The sequence below is a fragment of the Chloroflexus sp. genome (assembly GCF_034432675.1).
Lineage (GTDB): Bacteria > Chloroflexota > Chloroflexia > Chloroflexales > Chloroflexaceae > Chloroflexus.
Genome location: NZ_DAOUBI010000241.1, coordinates 1 through 19,197, shown reverse-complemented (window position 1 = coordinate 19,197; position 19,197 = coordinate 1). Strand labels below are relative to the sequence as shown.

The window sequence follows — 19,197 nt, the reverse complement described above, 5'->3', positions numbered from 1 at the left end:
CGACGAGTGCAACAAACGCGGATACGGGGTATCGCCTCATGTATCCACCATCAGTCGGGAACTGCGTAACTCCTGTCATAAAAGCTATGCTGTCGTGCTCTCAGACGGTCGCACAGATGCATGAACGCTTGCCAATGGCCAACGCTAGCATATCCTGCTCCCAGTTGCCGGTATGGCGGCGAGGAGGGCTAACGACCATCTTCGGTGCCATCACGCACTGGATGGGTTGCCTTGCCCACTTGTCATGCGCGTGTCGCGGCGTTTGGCGTGCGGCAGCCGTGCTCAGGATTCGGTGTGTCTCAGACCGTTGATCTACTAATCACGGGGATGCTCTGTATGTTCGCCACAATTATGTAGTTTGTCAGTAATGAGATAACTTCCAGGAGATGTTTTTTGAAATAGGCTCTAATGCACACTCCTGGTGCACAACATGCGATGAGTGCATAGTGTAAGATCAACTGTAGCGGCAAGCAGGGGTGTGGGCTAGAGGTATGCCATCTTTGCCGTATAGATTAATGTAACCTTCATAATTGACTTTTTCGTTGATAATTCTTCGGGTTGCGCCACTCACAGGGGATAGATACGTGCTCTATCCCCTGTGGCCTTTTTCTCTAAAACTCCCACCACACCCAATTGTATGATGTCACCGGGAACGGTCGTGATGGGAATGCCCCACCCGGCTTGGGCAGTTTGTCGTTAATTGGGTTTGCCGTTGCGCTACGGGCGTAGATATAGGCTGGCTTGCCGGCATTCATGTCAAAGGCGGTCTTCACCCACGCCTGCGCAATCGTCAGTTGTGCCCACGGAAAATCAAACCCCAGGAAGGACGGCATCCGCATGTTGTTCATCAACTGACCACCGAATGCGACGTCGTTCATGTTGCTGTTGAAGCCGAGCAGCATATGGGCGCCCTGAAAGGCGTTAAACCAGCGTCGAATAGGCTCACTACCGGCTGCATATCCCTGTACCCGCAGTGTCTGACACGAGGCGAAGCCGACCCAGCGCAGAGATTGATAACGGGCGTTCGTGCCATCAAACCAGGTGCTATCCTTGTTTGACGCCATTGAGATGCCACCTGGTCCACCATGGCCGGCGTAGTACACGAAGGCCACCCGATCAACACCGAATGTACAGTCAATCCCACCCAGGCTACAATCACGCCAGTCGCGCTCCCAGGCTAACGAATTTGACCAGAAGAAGCTCTGGATATAGCCGTAACTCAGCATACCGCTCCGAAACCCAGAGACATCGGGTATCACACCGGGTAGATCCGATCCTCCCGGCCCGGCCGGTGGATAGTCCCAGTTGCCTTCGATCCCGAAGGTGTAGCTGGTTTGGCTGAGTTCGACCTGCGGTATCGCGCTGGAGCCGGCACTGGTGCGGTTGATAACCGGAATATAGAGAAATCGAAAATCGGGTGTCAGGCTAATGCTCGCGTCACGCTGCACACCATTGTCGTCGGTCACCCGCAAAATGACGGTTTGCACGTCTGGTGTCGTCTCGCGAAGACTTGCCGGTAGGGTTGTCGTTAGCGTTACCGGGCCGGGAGTATCGCGGGTGGCCGGATTGCTCAACGGTGTCTCATCGTCGAGGAACCACTGATAGGTATACGGAGCAGTGCCATCGGCGATGGTGCCGTTGAAGGTTACCGAACTACCTGGCTGAAATGTGCTGCCATTGGTTGGGGAAGTAATGTTGACCGTCGGTGCAAACCCTCCCGATCCACCTGCTGCCAGCGGTACCGAAAACGAGCGGAGCACAATCTCCTCGCCACCCGGTAGCGTGACTGTGATATTGTCAAATACAGCCTCCGGTTCGATAATAGACTGCTCAACGGCGAAATCGTCAACCTGATAACTCAATACCGGATTGGGCACATTCACCGTTGCGCCGGGGTATGATCGCTCAACGATCTCTTGCACCTCATTACGCACCTGGTCGAAGCTCCGCACCGATACCTCTCCTACAAAATCAAGACTCCTGCCATAGAAGGGCATGGCAATCGCCGCTAAACCGGGGACTGAACTATCCAGTGAATCTCCACCTACCTGTTGAGTAAGCAGCGTGTCGGTTGTCGTAAACAGGAGCGATAGATGGCCGCCGGCGCCACCGATGGGAATGAACTGCTCACCATTGACAAAACCAAACGGTACTTCAACCACCACACCAACCACTGACTCAGTAACCTGGCCCAGGCCGGCACCGCTGACCGGTGCCTGCGCTGTTCGGATGAGGGTAGTGTGGCCAAAGTCTTGTGTGTTGCTACATGTGCCTGGTATTGCGGCCAGACGTACCGGATAGTTGCTCTGGCTGTTTCCAATCAGTGTGCCGTCGTGGCTGACCAGATTGTTATTCTTGAGAAAGAAACAGGCCAGGCGTTTGGCTTCTTCTTCATCTACTGCACCGGTTGGTGTTTCACGTCCCAAACCATCAATGTCATACGCAAAAAAACCGCCTGATGCCTCATATTGCGTTAGCACCGTGCGGTTTTGTTCGTTCAAACGAAAAAGGCGATTCTTGCCACGAAATTCATCCTGACCCGCGGTTGCAGTAAGACCAATCCCTTCGAGTAAGTCACCTAATTGTTGGGTGGTGTCATTACTTACAGGCAGTTTGGTCAACCGAAAGACTGGCAACAGCGTTGTGGTCTGGGCCGGTGCCGGGGTTACCGGCCAGAGTGCCAGACACAGCGCACCCATCATGAACAGCGTGAACCATACCTGTGTGCGCACCCTGAATCTCATGGTCTCCTCCTCACTTCACACTTGCGGAAACAATCCGCCTGAAAGGTTAGACATTTCAGGCTTTCATGATCTTAAACGTATATCCCAACAGAAATAATCACCTGAAAGCACTGAATAATGAATTGATTGCAAGCGGATGTCGTATAATTCTACTGCTGTATCACGCTTTGGGAAGTTTGTGTGCTCTATCACAACATTGTTATCAGTCGTGCTATAATCGCTCTACCACAAGATGGAATGGCCTTCCGTTGCAAAGGTACAACCGAAGGAGATGACCGATGGCCAACAGTTTTAGCGCTCGCTCGACCCTCACAGTCGGCGACCGAACCTACGAAATTTACCGACTTGACGCTCTGGCTACCTATGGTGTTAATCTTGCCCGTCTGCCCTATTCGCTCCGTATTTTGCTGGAAAATCTTCTCCGTCACGAGGACGGACGTACCGTTACCGCCGATGACATTCTAGCTCTCGCTAACTGGCAACCCCAGGCCGAGCCGGAACGCGAAGTGGCGTTTATGCCTGCCCGCGTTATTCTGCAAGACTTTACCGGTGTGCCGTGCGTTGTCGATCTAGCGGCGATGCGTGATGCGATGGCTGAATTGGGTGGTGATCCGCGTCGCATCAATCCGTTGCAGCCGGTTGAGCTGGTGATTGACCACTCGGTACAGGTCGATGCCTACGGCTCAGAAGCTGCTCTGTTGATCAACAAAGATCTGGAGTTCCAGCGGAATGTTGAGCGCTATGCCTTCCTGCGTTGGGGGCAGACAGCGTTTGATAACTTCAAGGTCGTGCCTCCCGGCAACGGTATTGTCCACCAGGTCAACCTGGAGTATCTGGCCCGTGTCGTCTTTACCAGCGACGAGAATCCACGCGCTACCGGGCCGGTACAGGCCTATCCTGATACACTGGTTGGTACCGACTCACACACCACCATGATCAATGGTCTTGGTGTGTTGGGTTGGGGTGTTGGCGGTATCGAAGCTGAAGCCGCGATGCTCGGTCAGCCACTCTCGATGCTGATTCCCCAGGTGGTTGGATTTAAGCTGACCGGGCGTTTGCGTGAAGGGGCAACCGCGACCGACCTGGTGCTGACGGTGACCCAGATGCTGCGTAAGTTGGGCGTAGTGGGCAAGTTTGTCGAGTTCTTCGGTCCTGGGCTGGCCCATTTGCCACTGGCCGACCGGGCTACGATTGCGAATATGGCACCTGAATACGGTGCGACCTGCGGTATCTTCCCGGTCGACGAGGAGACGCTCCGCTATCTGCGCTTCTCGGGTCGTAGTGAAGAGCAGGTGGCGCTGGTCGAGGCCTATTTCAAGGCACAGGGCCTCTTCCACGATGAGCACACTCCCGAAGCTGAATATTCGACGGTGCTCGAACTCGATCTGAGCACGGTTGAGCCGAGTGTTGCCGGTCCCAAGCGGCCAGAGGGGCGCGTGCCGCTGCACGAGGTCAATCGCACGTTCCACATGGCCGTGCCGACAATTATCAATCCAACCCAACCCGATACCGCCCTCTCGACAGCCGATTTTGCTGCAACTGCGGTAACCGTGCCCGGCGCCGATTACAAGCTGCATCACGGTTCGGTGGTCATTGCCGCGATTACCTCTTGCACCAATACCTCTAACCCATCGGTGATGGTAGCTGCCGGCCTGTTGGCCAAAAAGGCGGTTGAAGCCGGTTTGAGTGTGAAGCCATGGGTGAAGACTTCACTGGCTCCAGGCTCGAAGGTTGTGACTGAATACCTGACCAACGCCGGCCTACTGCCGTATCTCGAAGCGCTTCGCTTCCACGTCGTCGGTTACGGCTGCACAACTTGTATCGGTAATTCGGGGCCACTTGCGCCGGAAATCAGCCAGACCATCGAGCAGTCTGGTCTGGTCGCGGTCTCGGTGCTCTCCGGTAATCGTAACTTCGAGGGCCGTGTCCAGCAGGATGTGAAGGCCAACTATCTGATGTCGCCGCCGCTTGTGGTGGCCTACGCCATCGCCGGTCGCATCGACATCGATCTCGACAAGGAGCCGCTTGGGGTTGGCAAGGATGGTAAGCCGGTCTACCTGCGCGACATCTGGCCTTCGCAGGCTGAAGTCCAGCAAACTATCGAGACGGCCATTCAGTCCGAGATGTATCGCCGTTCGTATGCCAGTGTCTTTGTGGGTGATGAGCGGTGGGAGAATATTCCGGTGCCGGTGGGTGATCGCTTCGCCTGGGATTCACAGAGTACCTACGTGCGTCGGCCCCCCTACTTTGACCAGATGAGTCCAACGCCGCCGGCACGAGTGGCCGAGATCCTTGGGGCACGGGTGCTAGCGTTCCTCGGTGACAGCATTACCACCGATCACATAAGCCCTGCCGGTAGCATCAAAGTTAACTCTCCCGCCGGCAAGTATCTAATCGAGCACGGTGTGGCACCGGCAGATTTTAACAGTTATGGTGCACGCCGTGGTAACCACGAGGTGATGGTACGCGGTACCTTTGCCAATGTCCGTCTCCGCAACAAGCTGGCGCCGGGTACTGAAGGTGGCTTCACCACCTACATCCCCACGGGTGAGGTGATGACGATCTACGATGCGGCGATGCGTTACCAGGCCGATGGGACACCGCTGGTGGTGATTGCCGGCAAGGAATACGGCAATGGCTCATCGCGTGACTGGGCAGCAAAAGGGCCGTATCTGCAAGGCGTGAAGGCGGTTATCGCCGAAAGCTTCGAGCGTATCCATCGTTCTAATCTGGTGGGGATGGGTATCGTGCCGTTGCAGTTTATGCCCGGCGAAAACGCGGCCAGCCTTGGCCTGACCGGTCACGAAGTCTATGATGTTATCGGTCTGGCCGATGCTATTGCCAGCGGCTTCGCCAACGGGCGCGTCCTGACGGTGCGGGCAACCGCCGGTGATGGCACGGTGCGCGAATTCCAGGTTCGTGTCCGCATTGATACACCGCAGGAAGTCGAATACTACCGCCACGGTGGTATTTTGCAGTACGTGCTGCGCCAGTTGCTGGCTGAAGATCAGCAGGGATAGTATCTGTGGCAAGGTGAACGGGCACATCCACCATCCGTAGGGGCGGGTTCTAAACCCGCCCCTACGGAACCCGCCCATTCTGTATGATGCCGGTGATCCTCACAGATTGTTGCGAATGGGACGGATACTCACGGATCACCCCTTTTCTGCGCCCCGGATCAGCGTGTCGCCAGTGTGGAGTGCGGCAGCCATGCTGCCGCGCCATCCGTACTCCCCGCCCCCTAACCGGTGCACAGCGCCGGCCTGTTACAGGTGTAATATCAAATTTGGTATAGAAGTCGCGACAAATAAGCCAACGATTATACTGATACTACACCTGAGATACATCGCTGGATGTCAGCGCTGGTATGACACGAATTGTAGGGGCACGGCATGTCGTGCTCCTACTGTCACGTTGATGACAACCCACCACCGGCTCGCCAGTAGCATACCTGAACGATGCACATTATTGAACCAGATTTGATATAGGAGGTCACACCCTCTTTCACCCCGTCACCGCACCCCTTCCAGCCGATCTTCGAGATCGGCATAGATCTCGCGCAACTGGGCCAGCGTCTCTTCATCGGCTTGCCAGAACCCGCGGTTATGGGCTTCGAGGAGTCGTCCGGCAATGCTGGCTGTAGCCTGCGGGTTGAGACTGGCTAACCGCTCACGCATTGCCGAATCGAGCAGGTATGTCTCGGTTACACCTTGGTAGACCCAGTCTTCAACTGCCTGCGCGGTTGCACTCCAGCCGAAGGTATTGCTCACTCGAATCTCAATCTCGTGGACTCCCTCGTAGCCATGCTTGAGCATCCCTTCGTACCATTTCGGGTTGAGCAGCTTGGCCCGACTCTCCAGTCGCACCACCTGTTCCAATGAACGAACGCGACTGGCACCCGGTATGACTAACTCGGCTACTTCACCCATCAACGTCGTTGGACGTACACCACGGGTCTTCTCTACGCTCTTGGTCAGGCCACCGAGATACTCGTAGTAGTGGTCAATGTCGCTAATGCCATTCTCGATGCTATCGATATTCTGGAAGGTGACACTCACCGTTGCCAGTGCTCGCTCCATCAGGACGCGTGACTCACTCCATTCACCACTCGGCTGAAGCGCAAAACCCTTGCGTGTCATAAACGCTTCGGCCAGTTGCCCATCTTCCTCCCACGTACTACTCTCGACGAGGTGGTTGACATTTGCCCCGTAGCTACCAGAAGCGTTCGAGAAGACACGTGTCGCCGCTGCTTCGACACTCAACCCCAGTTCAGCAGCCTGGGCTAAGGCATGGGCGCGGACAAAGTTCTGCTCAGGCGGCTCATCAGCAGTAGCCGCCAGTCGGATCGCCCGGTCTATCAGACGCGCCTGAGCCGCAAACAGATCGCGGAAAATACCGCTCACCGTCAGCACAACATCGATGCGTGGTCGACCGAGTTCGGCTAGTGGTATCAGTTCGACAGCGGTGATCCGACCGAGTTCATCGGCGACCGCACGGGCACCGATCAGCGCCAACGTCTGGGCAATCCCTTCTCCCTCGGTCTTAATGTTGTCGGTTCCCCACAACACCATCGCGACTGTTTCAGGGTACGCACCCTGCTCGGCACGTATCCGTTCCAGGAGTTCGTGAGCGACTGCCGTGCCGGAAGTTGTTGCGGCCTGAGTGGGAATATGGAAAGGATCAAAGGCGTGAATATTGCGTCCGGTTGGCACAACGGTAGGATTCCGCACCACGTCATTCCCGGCAGAGGGTAATACATAGCCGCCATTGAAGGCACGGAGCAGGCTGCTCACTTCGCGCTCGGTCGTCATCCGGCGTTGAATATCGAGCAGGTAATTCCACAGCGGTGCGAGGAGGTGAGAATTTAAATTGACATAACGTTTCAGTACTTCATCGGCGGCACGCCCATCACCATGCTCGACCAGAGCGGTTACCGCCGCCCGGCAAATCTCTTCGATATGGCGATACTGTTGCTGCGCTGCCGGATCGTGACGCAAGCGACCAGTGAGCGCAGCGTAGTCCAGTCCCAATGCACGCCCAATTAATACTGGCAACGGTTCGAGCGGTACCTGGTTAGGGCCGCCTGGGACACGGGCAAAGGTTGCAATAAGATGAAGCGTATCGATCTGCTCACCGATCTTTGGTGGATCGCCAAGCACATGCAACCCAACCGGAATCATCCGCTCTTCGACCTGCAATAGCTCGTGACTCAGCGCAGCTACATACGCATCACCTTCACCCTCGGCAACCAGATGCAGTGCTTCGGCCTGCGTGCGCAAATCGGCAAGCAAGCCAGGGTCAGGCTGAGCGCGGTACCGATCAATACTATCTTTGAGTGCACGTAACCCTTTGTACAGACCGGCTTGCTGTACCGGTGGTACCAGATAACTGATCAGCGTAGCCATACCGCGCCGACGGGCAATGCTGCCTTCGCTCGGATTGTTCACACAGTAGTAGTAGAAGTTGGGGAGTGCGCCGATCAGGCGCAAAGGCCAGCATTTGGCACTAAGACCTGCCTGTTTTCCTGGCATAAATTCGAGTGCACCATGCGTGCCGAAATGCAGCACGGCGTGAGCCTGGAAGACCTTGCGCAACCAGACGTAATACGCGGCAAAACCGTGGTGTGGTGCTGCGTCTTTGCTCATCAGCAAACGAATCGGATCGCGTTCATAGCCAAAGCTTGGTTGCAGACCGACAAATACATTGCCAAAGCGCCGCCCCAGAATGTGCAGACGCTTCCCGTCGCTCAGCAACTCACCCGGCGCCGGCCCCCAGTACGGCTCTATATCAACATAATCCGGGAAGAGCCGCCGATACTCCTCGACCGGCAGCGAATCGGCGACATTCCCGTCGGTGCCGTAGAGCAGAGCATTCCCTTCTACCACCATCCGTCGCAGATCATCAGCACTTGCCGGCAGATCGACCGTGTAGCCGGCGGCATGGAGCGCCTGCATCAGGCGAAAGACACTGGTGAACACATCGAGGTAGGCCGCTGTCCCGGCATTTCCCAGGTTAGGCGGAAAATTGAAGAGCGTGATGGCAATCCGGCGCTCGGCAGGTGGTGTGCGCCGCAGGGCAACCCGTGCCGCAATTCGCTCGGCGGCCAGATCAATCTCGGCGGGGAGGGGCGTAATCTCTTCGCGCCCGCGTTGCATACCGCCTACCACCAGGGGGTCGGTGGCACCATCAAGTTCGGGGAGCGATACATTCAGAGCGAGTTGAAATGGAGCAATGCCGCGGTCGTCGGTACGCCACTGCTCGATATGTTGAAATACCAGCGGGAAGAGATCGAGTATCGGGGTATCGAGTTGATCAAGCAGAGCGCTGGCCTGATCGGGATCGGTACTGGCCGGCCCGCCAACTAGAGCAAAACCGGTCGTGTTGACCAGCAGATCGACATCGGCAGTTAGTGAATGCCCTCGCTTCTGGGCAGGTCTGGCAAAGAACCGTTCGACGGTAGGTCGCATATCGAGCGTCGGGCTATACGCGGTGCGCGCTTCGATACCACGGGCTTCAAGAGCGTGAATTAGGGCATCGAGATAAGCACGATTTCCCGACAGCGCAAAGGGACGCATCGTGAGCAGGCCAACACTGCCCTTGTGCAAAGCGTGGCGCTGTTTGCGCCGCCAGGCCCGATAAGTCTCCAGATCGGCGAAGGGAACTAGCGACTCAGGGTGAAATACACCCATCTCTGGGATGTCCTGCGGGTCGAGCACCGGTAGCTTTCCTTTATAGCCCGGCATGTAACGTTCGATGATCATCAACAACAGACGGCGCAGGTTTTCCGGTGAACTGGCAGCCCAGAACTGATGCGCCATCACGTAAGTGTGAATATCACGCGCCTTACCGGGCAAAAACTTCAGCATCTTGCTCAGGCCGCGAACCAACGACATCTGGCGTTGAATTTCGCTGTGCCCGTGTTTAGGTTGGAACTGACTCAGCCACTGCCGAAATGCACTCTGCTCGGCTGCGGGTTTGGGCCGCAGATCAAACTTTCCGACACGGGTCTGGCGAATCAGCGAAGGGCTACTCATAATCATACAGACCGGACAGGGAGCCGACGAGAGAATATCACTCAACGGACGTACATACTCCTCGCCGAAAATCATCGAACCAAAGACAAAGTCGGCTTGCGCGACAGCGGCTGCCAAGCGTTCCCAATCAGCCTTGCTGTGCATATTCGGTGGTGTAAAGTAATCAATTGCCAGCCGCAATCCGTACTCACGCTCGATACTCGCGGCTGCCTGCCGTAGAGCGGGAGCGTTGTTCGCTTCGATACATAAAAACACGAAGCGCATAGCCGATCTCCTTAACTATGCTGCTACCTGAACTGAGTACATTATATGATATGTCATTATAGAGACATAGTATCAAATTGTAAAGATCGCATCCCAGAATGTCAATTCTGAGTGAAGGTTTGGTAACCGGCCTTACTGTGCAGTGCCAACCCATGCATCACCGACCACAGGCTGTTACTGCGGTACGAGCGTGGTCGTAGGACGAATATATGTAATAGCGTTCATACGACATGATTACCCTTATACTCCACCTGAGCGCGGAATCGTAGAACGAGCGTTGCTGTGACGCATACAGTGGGATCTCATTTCGGGGAGAATGCTGCTGCCAGATAAAGTTACCCGTGTCGCATGGTATGGAGCGTGGTAGCCACACTGCCGCACTGACCGTGCTCATAATCAGGTGCGGGTTACAGCGGTTTCCTGCCGGTCACAGGGACAACACGCGTATAGAGCACGTCCGTCAGGCTTGACCATCCGTGATGAGCAGACTGTACGTGAGTCGGGGCACGGATCGTGGAGCAGGCGGCCAGCCTGCTCATCAGCATCCTTCCGTACTCGTCCCGTGACCCCGTGGTACAGGTGATGGCGAGCACGGGTGGAAGTCTACCCTCTGGAGCAAGGTACTCCAGCACCGGGCTAATGAACAGCGATGCGTCCATTTAGAGTGATGCACAGTTTCAATGAGGATTTGAGATAACCGGCGACACAGGCCGCTGTCTGTGCTACAGTTGTTGTATCACCGAACAGTGTAATTGCTCGTATTACACTCTCTAAACAACTCTCCGCAAAAATACCCCACGGCGGGTGTGCCTCTGTGCCATCGTGTCTCTGCGGTTAACTCCCCATCCTCACCCATCTCTGCCGATCATTTTGCGGTATAATTTCATAGCACCTACTTGACAGCACGGCAAGAGTGGTGTATAGTTGTTTGTGAAAAGGTTGTAAGTAAAACAATGTCAGGCACAACTATTAGCAGCAAGACAAAACCGTACTCAGACTCTCAGTTTCTGCCATCAGTGCAGTGACATACTTTGCTTCGGTACCTACGATATGGTTTTGCTCTTGCTGCACGCAGTGTGCTGACATTACTATGCGAAAAAAGGAGGTGGTTTGTCTCTAACGTATCGGGTCTAACACCTTTTCGATGGATTTGTCTATCTGTTCGTCATTCCAGATTTCCGTTGTCGTACTGTTGTCGTAGAAGACACAGTCAAGGAGTACAACCGTGAGTGCAATGAAGCGTGCTTTGATTGCTCTGTTCTTCGCTGCCGTGATGGTATTGGCAGCATGTGGTTCGAACCAGACCGCTACTCAGCCCACTACTGCTCCGGCTCCTGCCGAGCAGCCCACTACTGCTCCGGCCCCTGCCGAGCAGCCCACCACTGCTCCAGCCCCTGCCGAGCAGCCCACCACTGCCCCCTCTGCTCAACAGGTCACTATTCGTATCTGGCATCAATGGGATGGTGCGTATCTGACTGCGATTGAGCAGGCCTTCCGGGATTATGAAGCCGCCAATCCGAATGTCAAGATCGATCTCTCGAAGCCGGAAGATGTCAGCAATGCGTTGAATGTGGCGATTCCCGCCGGTGAAGGCCCTGATATTATTGGTTGGGCGAATGACCAGATCGGTCAGCAGGCACTGGTTGGCAATATCGTCGCACTGAACGATTACGGCATTACCGAGGATTTCCTGCGCAGCACCTATGAGCCGGCTGCGGTCAATGGCGTGATCTGGCAGGGCAAGATTTGGGCATTGCCGGAGACCCAAGAGGGTATCGCCCTGATCTACAACAAGTCGGTCGTGGGTGATATGCAGTTGCCGTCCACCCTTGACGAGCTGTTGCAGATGGCGAAGGATTTCCGGGCTGCCAATCCTGACAAGACCTTCGTCTGCAATCAGGGCTTCGGTGGTAACGATGCTTATCACGTTGCTCCGATCTACTTCGGCTACGGCGTCCCGAGCTATGTTGACGATGAGGGCAATGTCTACGTCAACACGCCGGAGATGATCAAGGGTGGCGAGTGGCTCGCCGAGATGAGCAAGGTCTCGTTCAGTGAGCAGAGCTACGACATCTGCAAGGCTGCTCTGGCTGAAGGTAAGGCGGCTATGTGGTGGACGGGTCCGTGGGCGATTGCCGGTATCGAGCAGGATGGTGTTGATTATGGCATTCTGCCCCTGGGCAAGCCTTTTGTCGGTATCAAGACCCTGATGCTGACCCGCAATGCGGTTGAGCGTGGCAATGCTGAGGTGGCGCTCGATATCATGAAGTACTTCACCAGCGCCGAGGTGCAGGCGAAGCTGGCCTTGACCAACAAGACGGTGCCCGCAGCGACCGCAGCGCTCCAGAACCCAGAGGTCGCCGCGCTGCCCACGCTGGCCGGCTTTGGTGCCGCTCTCAATCTGGGTGTACCGATGGCCAACACCCCCTTCGCTTCGGCCCAGTGGGGCCCGGTCGGTGAGGCAAGCGTTGCTATCTGGACCGGTGCGCAGACGCCGGCTGAGGCGCTGGCCGCTGCCCAGCAGGCGATTGAAGCTGCGATTATGCAGATGAAGTAAACCTTCCGTACAGGGGTGAGCAAGGTTTGCTCACCCCTTTTGAACGCCGTCGTTATCAACAACATGAGCCGGACCACGCTGTCCGGCTCACTCACTACACCCGCTGCGCCGGTTGGGCGCCCGGTAGCCGATGACCGGCCTGCCGGTTGCTTCCAGTGAGGTACGCACATGGTCTCGTGGTCTAATCGCCGCAAAGCGCTCACCGTTCTGCTCTTTACCGGTCCCACTATTATTGGTATTTTGCTGTTCAATATTTATCCTATTCTGCTCAGTGTATATACCTCGTTTACCAATCGTAATCGTTTTCGTCCTAACCCCGATTGTGATGTGTTTCTGACTGGTATTCTCGATCCGCTGTGCTGGCCACAATTCCGTACCAGCGCACCGGTTGGTCTGGGACAGCCGTACCGGTTACAAGACCCTCTCTTTGCGAACTACGCGAATCTGATCGGTAATCTCTTTACCCCAGAGGCGTTATCGGCAATGGCTGCCATTGCCCTCTGTTTTGTGCCTCTGATTGCGGCTGCGTTCGTGAACCGACGCTTGCAGCGTATGATGGAACCGCCGGTCGCTCCGTCGATTGTCTGGCTGGGAGCGTTGGTGCTGGGTTTTATCCTGGCGGCGGTTATCAATGTCGCCAATGCGTATGAGACGCTGATGCGCAGCGGCGATTTTGTGGTTGTGGTCTTCCGCACGTTGCTCTTTGTGGTTGCACGGGTGCCGTTCAGTTTTCTACTTGGTCTGACCTTTGCCCTGCTGCTGAACAGTGACTATCTCCCCGGACGTACGTTGTTTCGGGTATTGCTCTTCGTGCCATGGGCTGCATCTTCACTGGCGATTCTGATGGCCCTGATCTGGCAGTTCTTCTTCCGCGAACAGGGAACCCTCAATCAGGTGTTGGCGATCTTTGGGATTGACGGCCCGTCCTGGCTCCGTGATCCGGTCAGTGCGTTTGCGATTGTGGTGTTGGTTGATACCTGGTTTTCGTATCCCTTCTTTATGATTGTGATTCTGGGTGCGCTGCAGGCGGTTCCCCGCGATGTGTACGAAGCGGCTGAGCTTGATGGGGCTTCCTGGTGGCAGCAGCTGACCCGCATTACCTTGCCGCTAATCCGTCCAGCAGTGCTACCGGCAACGGTCTTGACCTCGATTACCGCATTTCAGATGTTCGGTACAGTGTGGGCAATCACCCAGGGTGGGCCGGTGAGCGAGGTCGGTCGCCCTGGTGCAACTGAGTTTGTGATTGTGTACGCCTACAAGCAGATTTTTCAGACCCAGAATTACGGTAACGCGACCGCTTTTGCCGTCATTCTTTTCATCTTTCTGTTTACTGCTACCCTCTATAGCCTCCGGCTGACGCGCATCACGAAAGGGGCCTACGAGTCATGATTCGCAAGCCTTCTCGACCGGTGTTGGTGTTGCAGTACACCATTCTTATTCTCGGCGTGCTGTTTGCCGTCTATCCGCTCTGGTTTGCTTTTCTTGCTTCTGGTCGTACCGGCGATCGCCTCTACACGCTCAATTTGCTCGGAATGTTTATTCCCACGGAATGGACGTTCGAGAACTATCGGGCGATGATCTTCGACCGGCCACTCCTGACGTGGTTGCGTAATAGCATCTATGTCGCTGGTGTGACGACAGTTGCCTCGCTCGTCATTACCACCTCAGCCGCTTTTGCTTTTTCGCGCTTTAAGTTTTACGGTCGCGAGTTTGCTCTGATTTTGCTGCTGGCGATTCAAACCTTCCCCGGTGTGCTGAGTCTGGTCGCGGTTGCCCAGTTGCTGACGGCGCTGGGGCTGTATGGCAAGCACGAAGGGCTTATCCTGGCCTATACAACCGGCACACTCGTCTTTAGTACCTGGAATATGAAAGGCTATTTCGATACCATTCCGATTGAGCTGGAAGAAGCGGCAATGATCGATGGGTGTGGTCCGATCCAGTCGTTTATCTTAATCGCATTGCCCCTGGCCCGTCCTGCACTGGCCGTTACCGCACTGCTCGGTTTCCTGGCCGGCTGGGGTGATTTCATCTTCGCCTCGGTGCTGGTACCGGCTCCCGATAGCATGAAGCTGGTGGTTCCTGGCCTGTTCAGTCTGGCCAATAGCCAGAGCGTGCCGTGGGGTAATTTTGCGGCCGGTGGTTTGTTGATTATCTTACCGACCATTATTGTCTTTTTGATGCTCCAGCGCTTCCTGGTTTCGGGATTAACGGTTGGTGGTGTAAAGGGATAAATCAGCGTGCGTTCCGGTGTGTCGCGTGGCCGGCTGATCGGCGTGATCGTCCTGGCCGCTCTCTTGCGCTTGTGGGCAGTACTAACGTTGCCGGTTGATTTCGATGAGCCGGTGTATGTTGGTGCTGCCCTTGATTATGCGAATCTCATGCGCCAGGGCGACTGGGCAGGTGTGATCGATTATCCCGGCAATCGCCAGCATCCGGCATTACATAAGTTAATGTATGCTGGTGGTGCGCTACTGCTCGGTGAAGCCGCGAATCAAACCACAGTTCTCTACATTGCACGCTTGATGGCTGCTCTGCTGGGCACGATTGCGGTTGCGCTGCTGGCCTTGACTGCCGGCCCACTGGCAGCCGGTTTGCTGGCAATTCACACCCTTATGGTGAAGTACACGGCACAGGCGTACCTCGAAGCATTGCCCCTGGCGCTCTCGATTGCTGCCGTCAGCGCGTGGGAATACGCCTCACGCCGGGAGCCTGCTCGCCAGCGCATCTGGTGGTGGCTGGGGGCGGTTGCCTGGGGACTGGCGACCGCTGCCAAGATGAATTACGCCATCATTGCCGCGCCGGCAATGATCATGTTGTTGATTCAGCGTGGTCAGGCGCGACGCTTACCTGTGCTGGCCGGGATTGCACTTCTGAGTTTTGTCGCGGCCAACCCCACGCTCTGGCGGCAGCCGTTGGAACGCCTGATCGCTATGGCCGGTTTCTGGACGGCGTACACGCAGGGGAGCGAGGTGCAGGCTGCCGGCTATCCCTGGTATCAGCCGCTCATCTGGTTGGCGACGGCACCGGCTGTGGGCTGGCATCCAGAGGTTTTCTTTTTCCCCGGCCCCGATCCGTGGCTAACGCTGCTGGCCTGTCTTGCGCTGCCGATGGCCTGGCGTGATCCCCAGCGTCGTTACCTGGTTGTCTGGTTCCTGAGCGGCTTCCTTATCCTGCTGCTCTGGCCGACGAAATGGCCGCAGTATGTGTTGACGCTGGTTACGCCGACCGTCTTGCTGGCCGCACCCCTGCTGTCGCGTTTCGCGACCTGGCTGTATCAGCTCAATGATTACTGGGGCTGGAGCACCATCATGGCGCTGCGCCCGCCCCGCATGGCATTAATTGCGCTCGCCTTACTGATCGGGTTCATCAGCACGGTGTATGCCAGTGCGTTGATTATGGTGACGGTTGGGAGTATCGGGTGGCGTTCAATCCCTCCCTCAACCGGTGGCCTTCCTCCAGGGCCGGTGTATGCGATCCAGCCCTTGCGCGATGGTCGGGTCGCGTTAGGTGGTGAAGCCGGTCTGACCATCTGGCAGGCGCCACTTGTGAGCGAAGATCCGCCTCGCTGGCGCCATCTGGATCTGGGACAGGTCTATGCCCTGGCCGAAACGACTGCCGGTCTATGGGTGGCAAGTGATCGGGGGTTGGCCCTGGTACAGGGCGATGACGACTGGACGTGGCAAACGCCAGCTTTACCGGAGCTGCCGAATCTGTTGGTTCGTACAGTTGCGGCGGCGCCGGATGGTACCCTCTGGATCGGTACGAATGCCGGTGGCATGGTGCGCAGCATTGATGGTCGCTGGCAATGGTTACCGCAAGCCGCCCGTGGTGGTCTGGTGCTGTCACTTGCTGTCGAGCCATCCGGCGCGGTGTGGTTTGGTGGGATCGGCGTACTGAGCCGCTATTTACCGGCTTACGACACCTGGCAACATTTTGAACGGACAGCCGGTTTTGCCGGTGCCGGGGTTTCGGCAATTCTGATCGATCAACACGGCGTGGTATGGGCGGCCACATTGGGCGAAGGGCTGGCGCACTGGGATGGAACGCGCTGGGAATGGTTGACCACTGCTAATCGCCAGCTACCGGCGCAGACCATCACGACACTGCTCGAAACGGCTGCTGGTGAAATCTGGGTTGGGGCAGCCCGGCCATTGACGACGGGCGGCTTTCTGTTGCGTTACGATGGCCGCGAATGGCACTCCTATCTGCCGCGCAATTCTGGCTTTACCGGTGCCGAGCCATTGGCATTGGCGGTAGATCGCTCAAATCTGCTATGGATCGGTACGCGAACTGATGGTATCCTTACATATCAACTGAGTGCTGATCAGCGGAGTAGTTTCCTCCCCTAGGCTTTGGCCGAGAAAGAAGATGTTCTATGCCACTATACCGTCATCTCGATCTTCAGAGTCGCTACGTCACTTCTCGCCCGGTCGATGTCTGGCTTCCCGCAGCAACCGGTGATCAACCGCTACCGGTCATCTACATGCACGATGGCCAAAATCTCTTCGATCCGGCACTTCGCGCCGATGGTGAAGTCTGGGCGGTTGATCAGGCCATCGAGCGGCTGCGCACCATCTACAACTGGCCCGGTGCGATTGTTGTTGGGGTCTGGTGTACCGATCAGCGCTGGCGAGAGTATGCGCCGCAAAAGCCCTTTGCTGCGCTTCGGCAGACGCGAGGCTGGGAAAGCATTGTTGAACGCATGGGTGGTGAGCCGGTCTCTGATGCCTACCTCTCCTTTTTGGTCGAAGAGGTGAAACCGTTGGTTGATCGCCACTATCCTACTTTACCTGATGCCTCACATACCTTCTTGATGGGATCGAGCATGGGCGGCTTGATCTCACTCTACGGCGTGTGCCAGTACCCCGATCTGTTTGCTGGCGCCGGATGTCTCTCGACCCACTGGCCGGCTGGCGGTAATCTGCTGGTCGATGAACTGGCAGCCCTCTTGCCACCTGCCGGTCGCCATCGGTTCTATTTCGACTATGGTACGGTTGGGTTAGATGCAGAATATGAACCCTTCCAGCAGCGTATGGATCGCCTGCTGGAGCAGGCTGGTTATCGTCACGGGCATGACTGGCTGACGCGCAAGTTTCCTGGTGCAGCGCACAACGAAGCAGCCTGGCGAGCGCGAGTGGCTGATGTGATCGCCTTTTTGGTATTGGGAAGATTGGCCGGCGAATAATCACTGCCCCCTTCAACGACTGTTCGGCTCAGGCAGTGCATCTGCTATTCTCGTCCAAAGGGGTCTATGCGGCGATTTCTGGTACCGATTGGTATCGTCGGGCTGGCGTGTGTGCTGATAGGTGGATTGGGTGGCTTTGCCATGTTCTGGTTCAGACGCGAAGAACAACCGGCCTTCGTCTGGAAGTTTACTAATATTCGCTCAGCGTTATTCCTGCGCACTGATCTACTTGCTGTTGCAGACGACAGGCAGACAACGTTCCGGCGTTTTCCAGACAATCAGGTGCTTCAGACCATGCCGGTTGGCGGCTACCTCGCTTTGCACCCGGATCGCACCCTGCTTGCTATCGGTAGTTGGGGTACAGTCTGGCTGTACGATCCTGTAAGCGGCGAACGACAAGCAACCTTCAATTGCTGGCCACGAGGTGAGCATGTATATCCAATGAGCCTGGCTTTTTCTCCCGATGGATCTATCCTTGCCGTAAGTGAGGCACACTACAGTCAGGGGCTGGAGGTGCAGCTTTGGGACGTCATGAGCCAACAACAGATTGACTCAATCCTGCTCGCCGATCCTGATGCGACGGTCATCGTAGCGCTTGCATTTAGCCCTGATGGTGAACATCTGGTTGTTGGTACCAATGCCAGTGTCTGGCTGGTTGATGTCGCACAACGCACCGTTAGCCGGCAAATCCAGCCCAGGCCAAGCGGGAGCATTGCGTTTAGTCCCGACGGTTCTCGTCTGGTCCTGGGTGGTAAGTTTATCCGTGTCTACGATACCGCAACCTGGCAACTCGCGTATGAAATAACCTTTCCCGAAGTGCTAAAAGATCGTATTACGCCGGAAAAGTTCTATATCTTTAGTATGAACGTGGCGATTAGTCCTGATGGCCGCTGGCTGGCAACTCCCAACCAAAAACCGCCTCACGATAGCATCTCGTTTTTCGAGTCAGGTCCGCCGCGCCAGACCATTGCGCTGCGCAATCCTGCCGATGGTCGGCGAAAACGCATCTTGAGCGGCAGCCCAATTAGCCTGGGTACCCTCATGTTTAGTCCCGATGGAAAGTGGTTACTGAATGTGGGGTTGAGCGACGTGAGGGTGTGGCGGGTTGAGAATTGACGTTGAGCCAATCATGCGCTGGACTGAAAATCGTTCGCGCTCCGTGATGCGCGTGTTGAGTCGTTGGCGTGCGGGAGCCAGGTTTTCGCACAACCTTACCTGAGCGCAGAAGCAGAGAGGCAGTGTTTCCGTGAGGATACCGTTGCCGGACAGAGTTGCCCGTGGCGCAGCGTTTGGAGTGCGGCAGCCGTGCTCACGATCCGGTGCTTGGCCCGCCGTTGACCTGCCGGTCACGAGGATGCTGTGTGCTTGTCACGATCCTGAAATCGGTCGGTAGAACGAGATAACTTCTGGTAG

9 protein-coding genes are annotated in these 19,197 nt (G+C 56.2%); 7 read left to right on the top strand and 2 right to left on the bottom strand.

The window, feature by feature from the left end; all coding sequences use genetic code 11:
* Positions 1 to 611: 611 nt before the first annotated feature.
* Positions 612 to 2,732 (bottom strand): DUF6345 domain-containing protein, encoded by a 2,121-nt coding sequence (locus tag VAE55_RS18240; RefSeq protein WP_322817144.1) that lies wholly within the window; start codon positions 2,730 to 2,732, stop codon positions 612 to 614.
* 290 nt (positions 2,733 to 3,022) lie between these two features.
* On the opposite strand from VAE55_RS18240, the gene acnA reads away from it, so the two are divergent.
* Positions 3,023 to 5,764 (top strand): aconitate hydratase AcnA, encoded by a 2,742-nt coding sequence (acnA, locus tag VAE55_RS18235; RefSeq protein ID WP_322817143.1) that lies wholly within the window; start codon positions 3,023 to 3,025, stop codon positions 5,762 to 5,764.
* 492 nt (positions 5,765 to 6,256) lie between these two features.
* Here acnA and VAE55_RS18230 read toward each other — a convergent pair whose 3' ends face one another.
* Positions 6,257 to 10,042 (bottom strand): magnesium chelatase subunit H, encoded by a 3,786-nt coding sequence (locus tag VAE55_RS18230; protein WP_322817142.1) that lies wholly within the window; start codon positions 10,040 to 10,042, stop codon positions 6,257 to 6,259.
* 1,234 nt (positions 10,043 to 11,276) lie between these two features.
* Here VAE55_RS18230 and VAE55_RS18225 point away from each other — a divergent pair.
* From VAE55_RS18225 to VAE55_RS18200, 6 genes are all read left to right on the top strand, one after another.
* On the top strand, positions 11,277 to 12,599 hold the full coding sequence (locus VAE55_RS18225) for an extracellular solute-binding protein (protein WP_322817145.1): 1,323 nt from the start codon (positions 11,277 to 11,279) through the stop codon (positions 12,597 to 12,599).
* Between the two features lie 168 nt (positions 12,600 to 12,767).
* Positions 12,768 to 13,988 (top strand): sugar ABC transporter permease, encoded by a 1,221-nt coding sequence (locus tag VAE55_RS18220; RefSeq protein ID WP_322817141.1) that lies wholly within the window; start codon positions 12,768 to 12,770, stop codon positions 13,986 to 13,988.
* A complete protein-coding gene (locus tag VAE55_RS18215; RefSeq protein WP_012259004.1) occupies positions 13,985 to 14,830 on the top strand; it encodes a sugar ABC transporter permease in 846 nt (281 codons plus the stop codon). The genes VAE55_RS18220 and VAE55_RS18215 overlap by 4 nt, the downstream gene beginning before the upstream one ends.
* A gap of 6 nt (positions 14,831 to 14,836) precedes the next feature.
* A complete protein-coding gene (locus VAE55_RS18210) occupies positions 14,837 to 16,948 on the top strand; it encodes a transcriptional regulator (protein ID WP_322817140.1) in 2,112 nt (703 codons plus the stop codon).
* Positions 16,949 to 16,974: 26 nt separating this feature from the next.
* Positions 16,975 to 17,784: an alpha/beta hydrolase gene (locus tag VAE55_RS18205; protein WP_322817139.1), complete on the top strand. Its 810-nt coding sequence runs from the start codon at positions 16,975 to 16,977 to the stop codon at positions 17,782 to 17,784.
* Between the two features lie 66 nt (positions 17,785 to 17,850).
* The gene (locus VAE55_RS18200; protein WP_322817138.1) at positions 17,851 to 18,900 is read left to right on the top strand and encodes a hypothetical protein; all 1,050 of its coding nucleotides are present in this window, start codon (positions 17,851 to 17,853) and stop codon (positions 18,898 to 18,900) included.
* Positions 18,901 to 19,197 lie beyond the last annotated feature (297 nt).

Excerpts from the sequence above, each read along its gene's own strand:
- acnA (WP_322817143.1), top strand. The coding sequence starts at position 3,023 with ATGGCCAACAGTTTTAGCGCTCGCTCGACCCTCACAGTCGGCGACCGA.
- VAE55_RS18230 (WP_322817142.1), bottom strand. The coding sequence starts at position 10,042 with ATGCGCTTCGTGTTTTTATGTATCGAAGCGAACAACGCTCCCGCTCTA.
- VAE55_RS18225 (WP_322817145.1), top strand. The coding sequence starts at position 11,277 with ATGAAGCGTGCTTTGATTGCTCTGTTCTTCGCTGCCGTGATGGTATTG.
- VAE55_RS18220 (WP_322817141.1), top strand. The coding sequence starts at position 12,768 with ATGGTCTCGTGGTCTAATCGCCGCAAAGCGCTCACCGTTCTGCTCTTT.
- VAE55_RS18215 (WP_012259004.1), top strand. The coding sequence starts at position 13,985 with ATGATTCGCAAGCCTTCTCGACCGGTGTTGGTGTTGCAGTACACCATT.
- VAE55_RS18205 (WP_322817139.1), top strand. The coding sequence starts at position 16,975 with ATGCCACTATACCGTCATCTCGATCTTCAGAGTCGCTACGTCACTTCT.
- VAE55_RS18200 (WP_322817138.1), top strand. The coding sequence starts at position 17,851 with ATGCGGCGATTTCTGGTACCGATTGGTATCGTCGGGCTGGCGTGTGTG.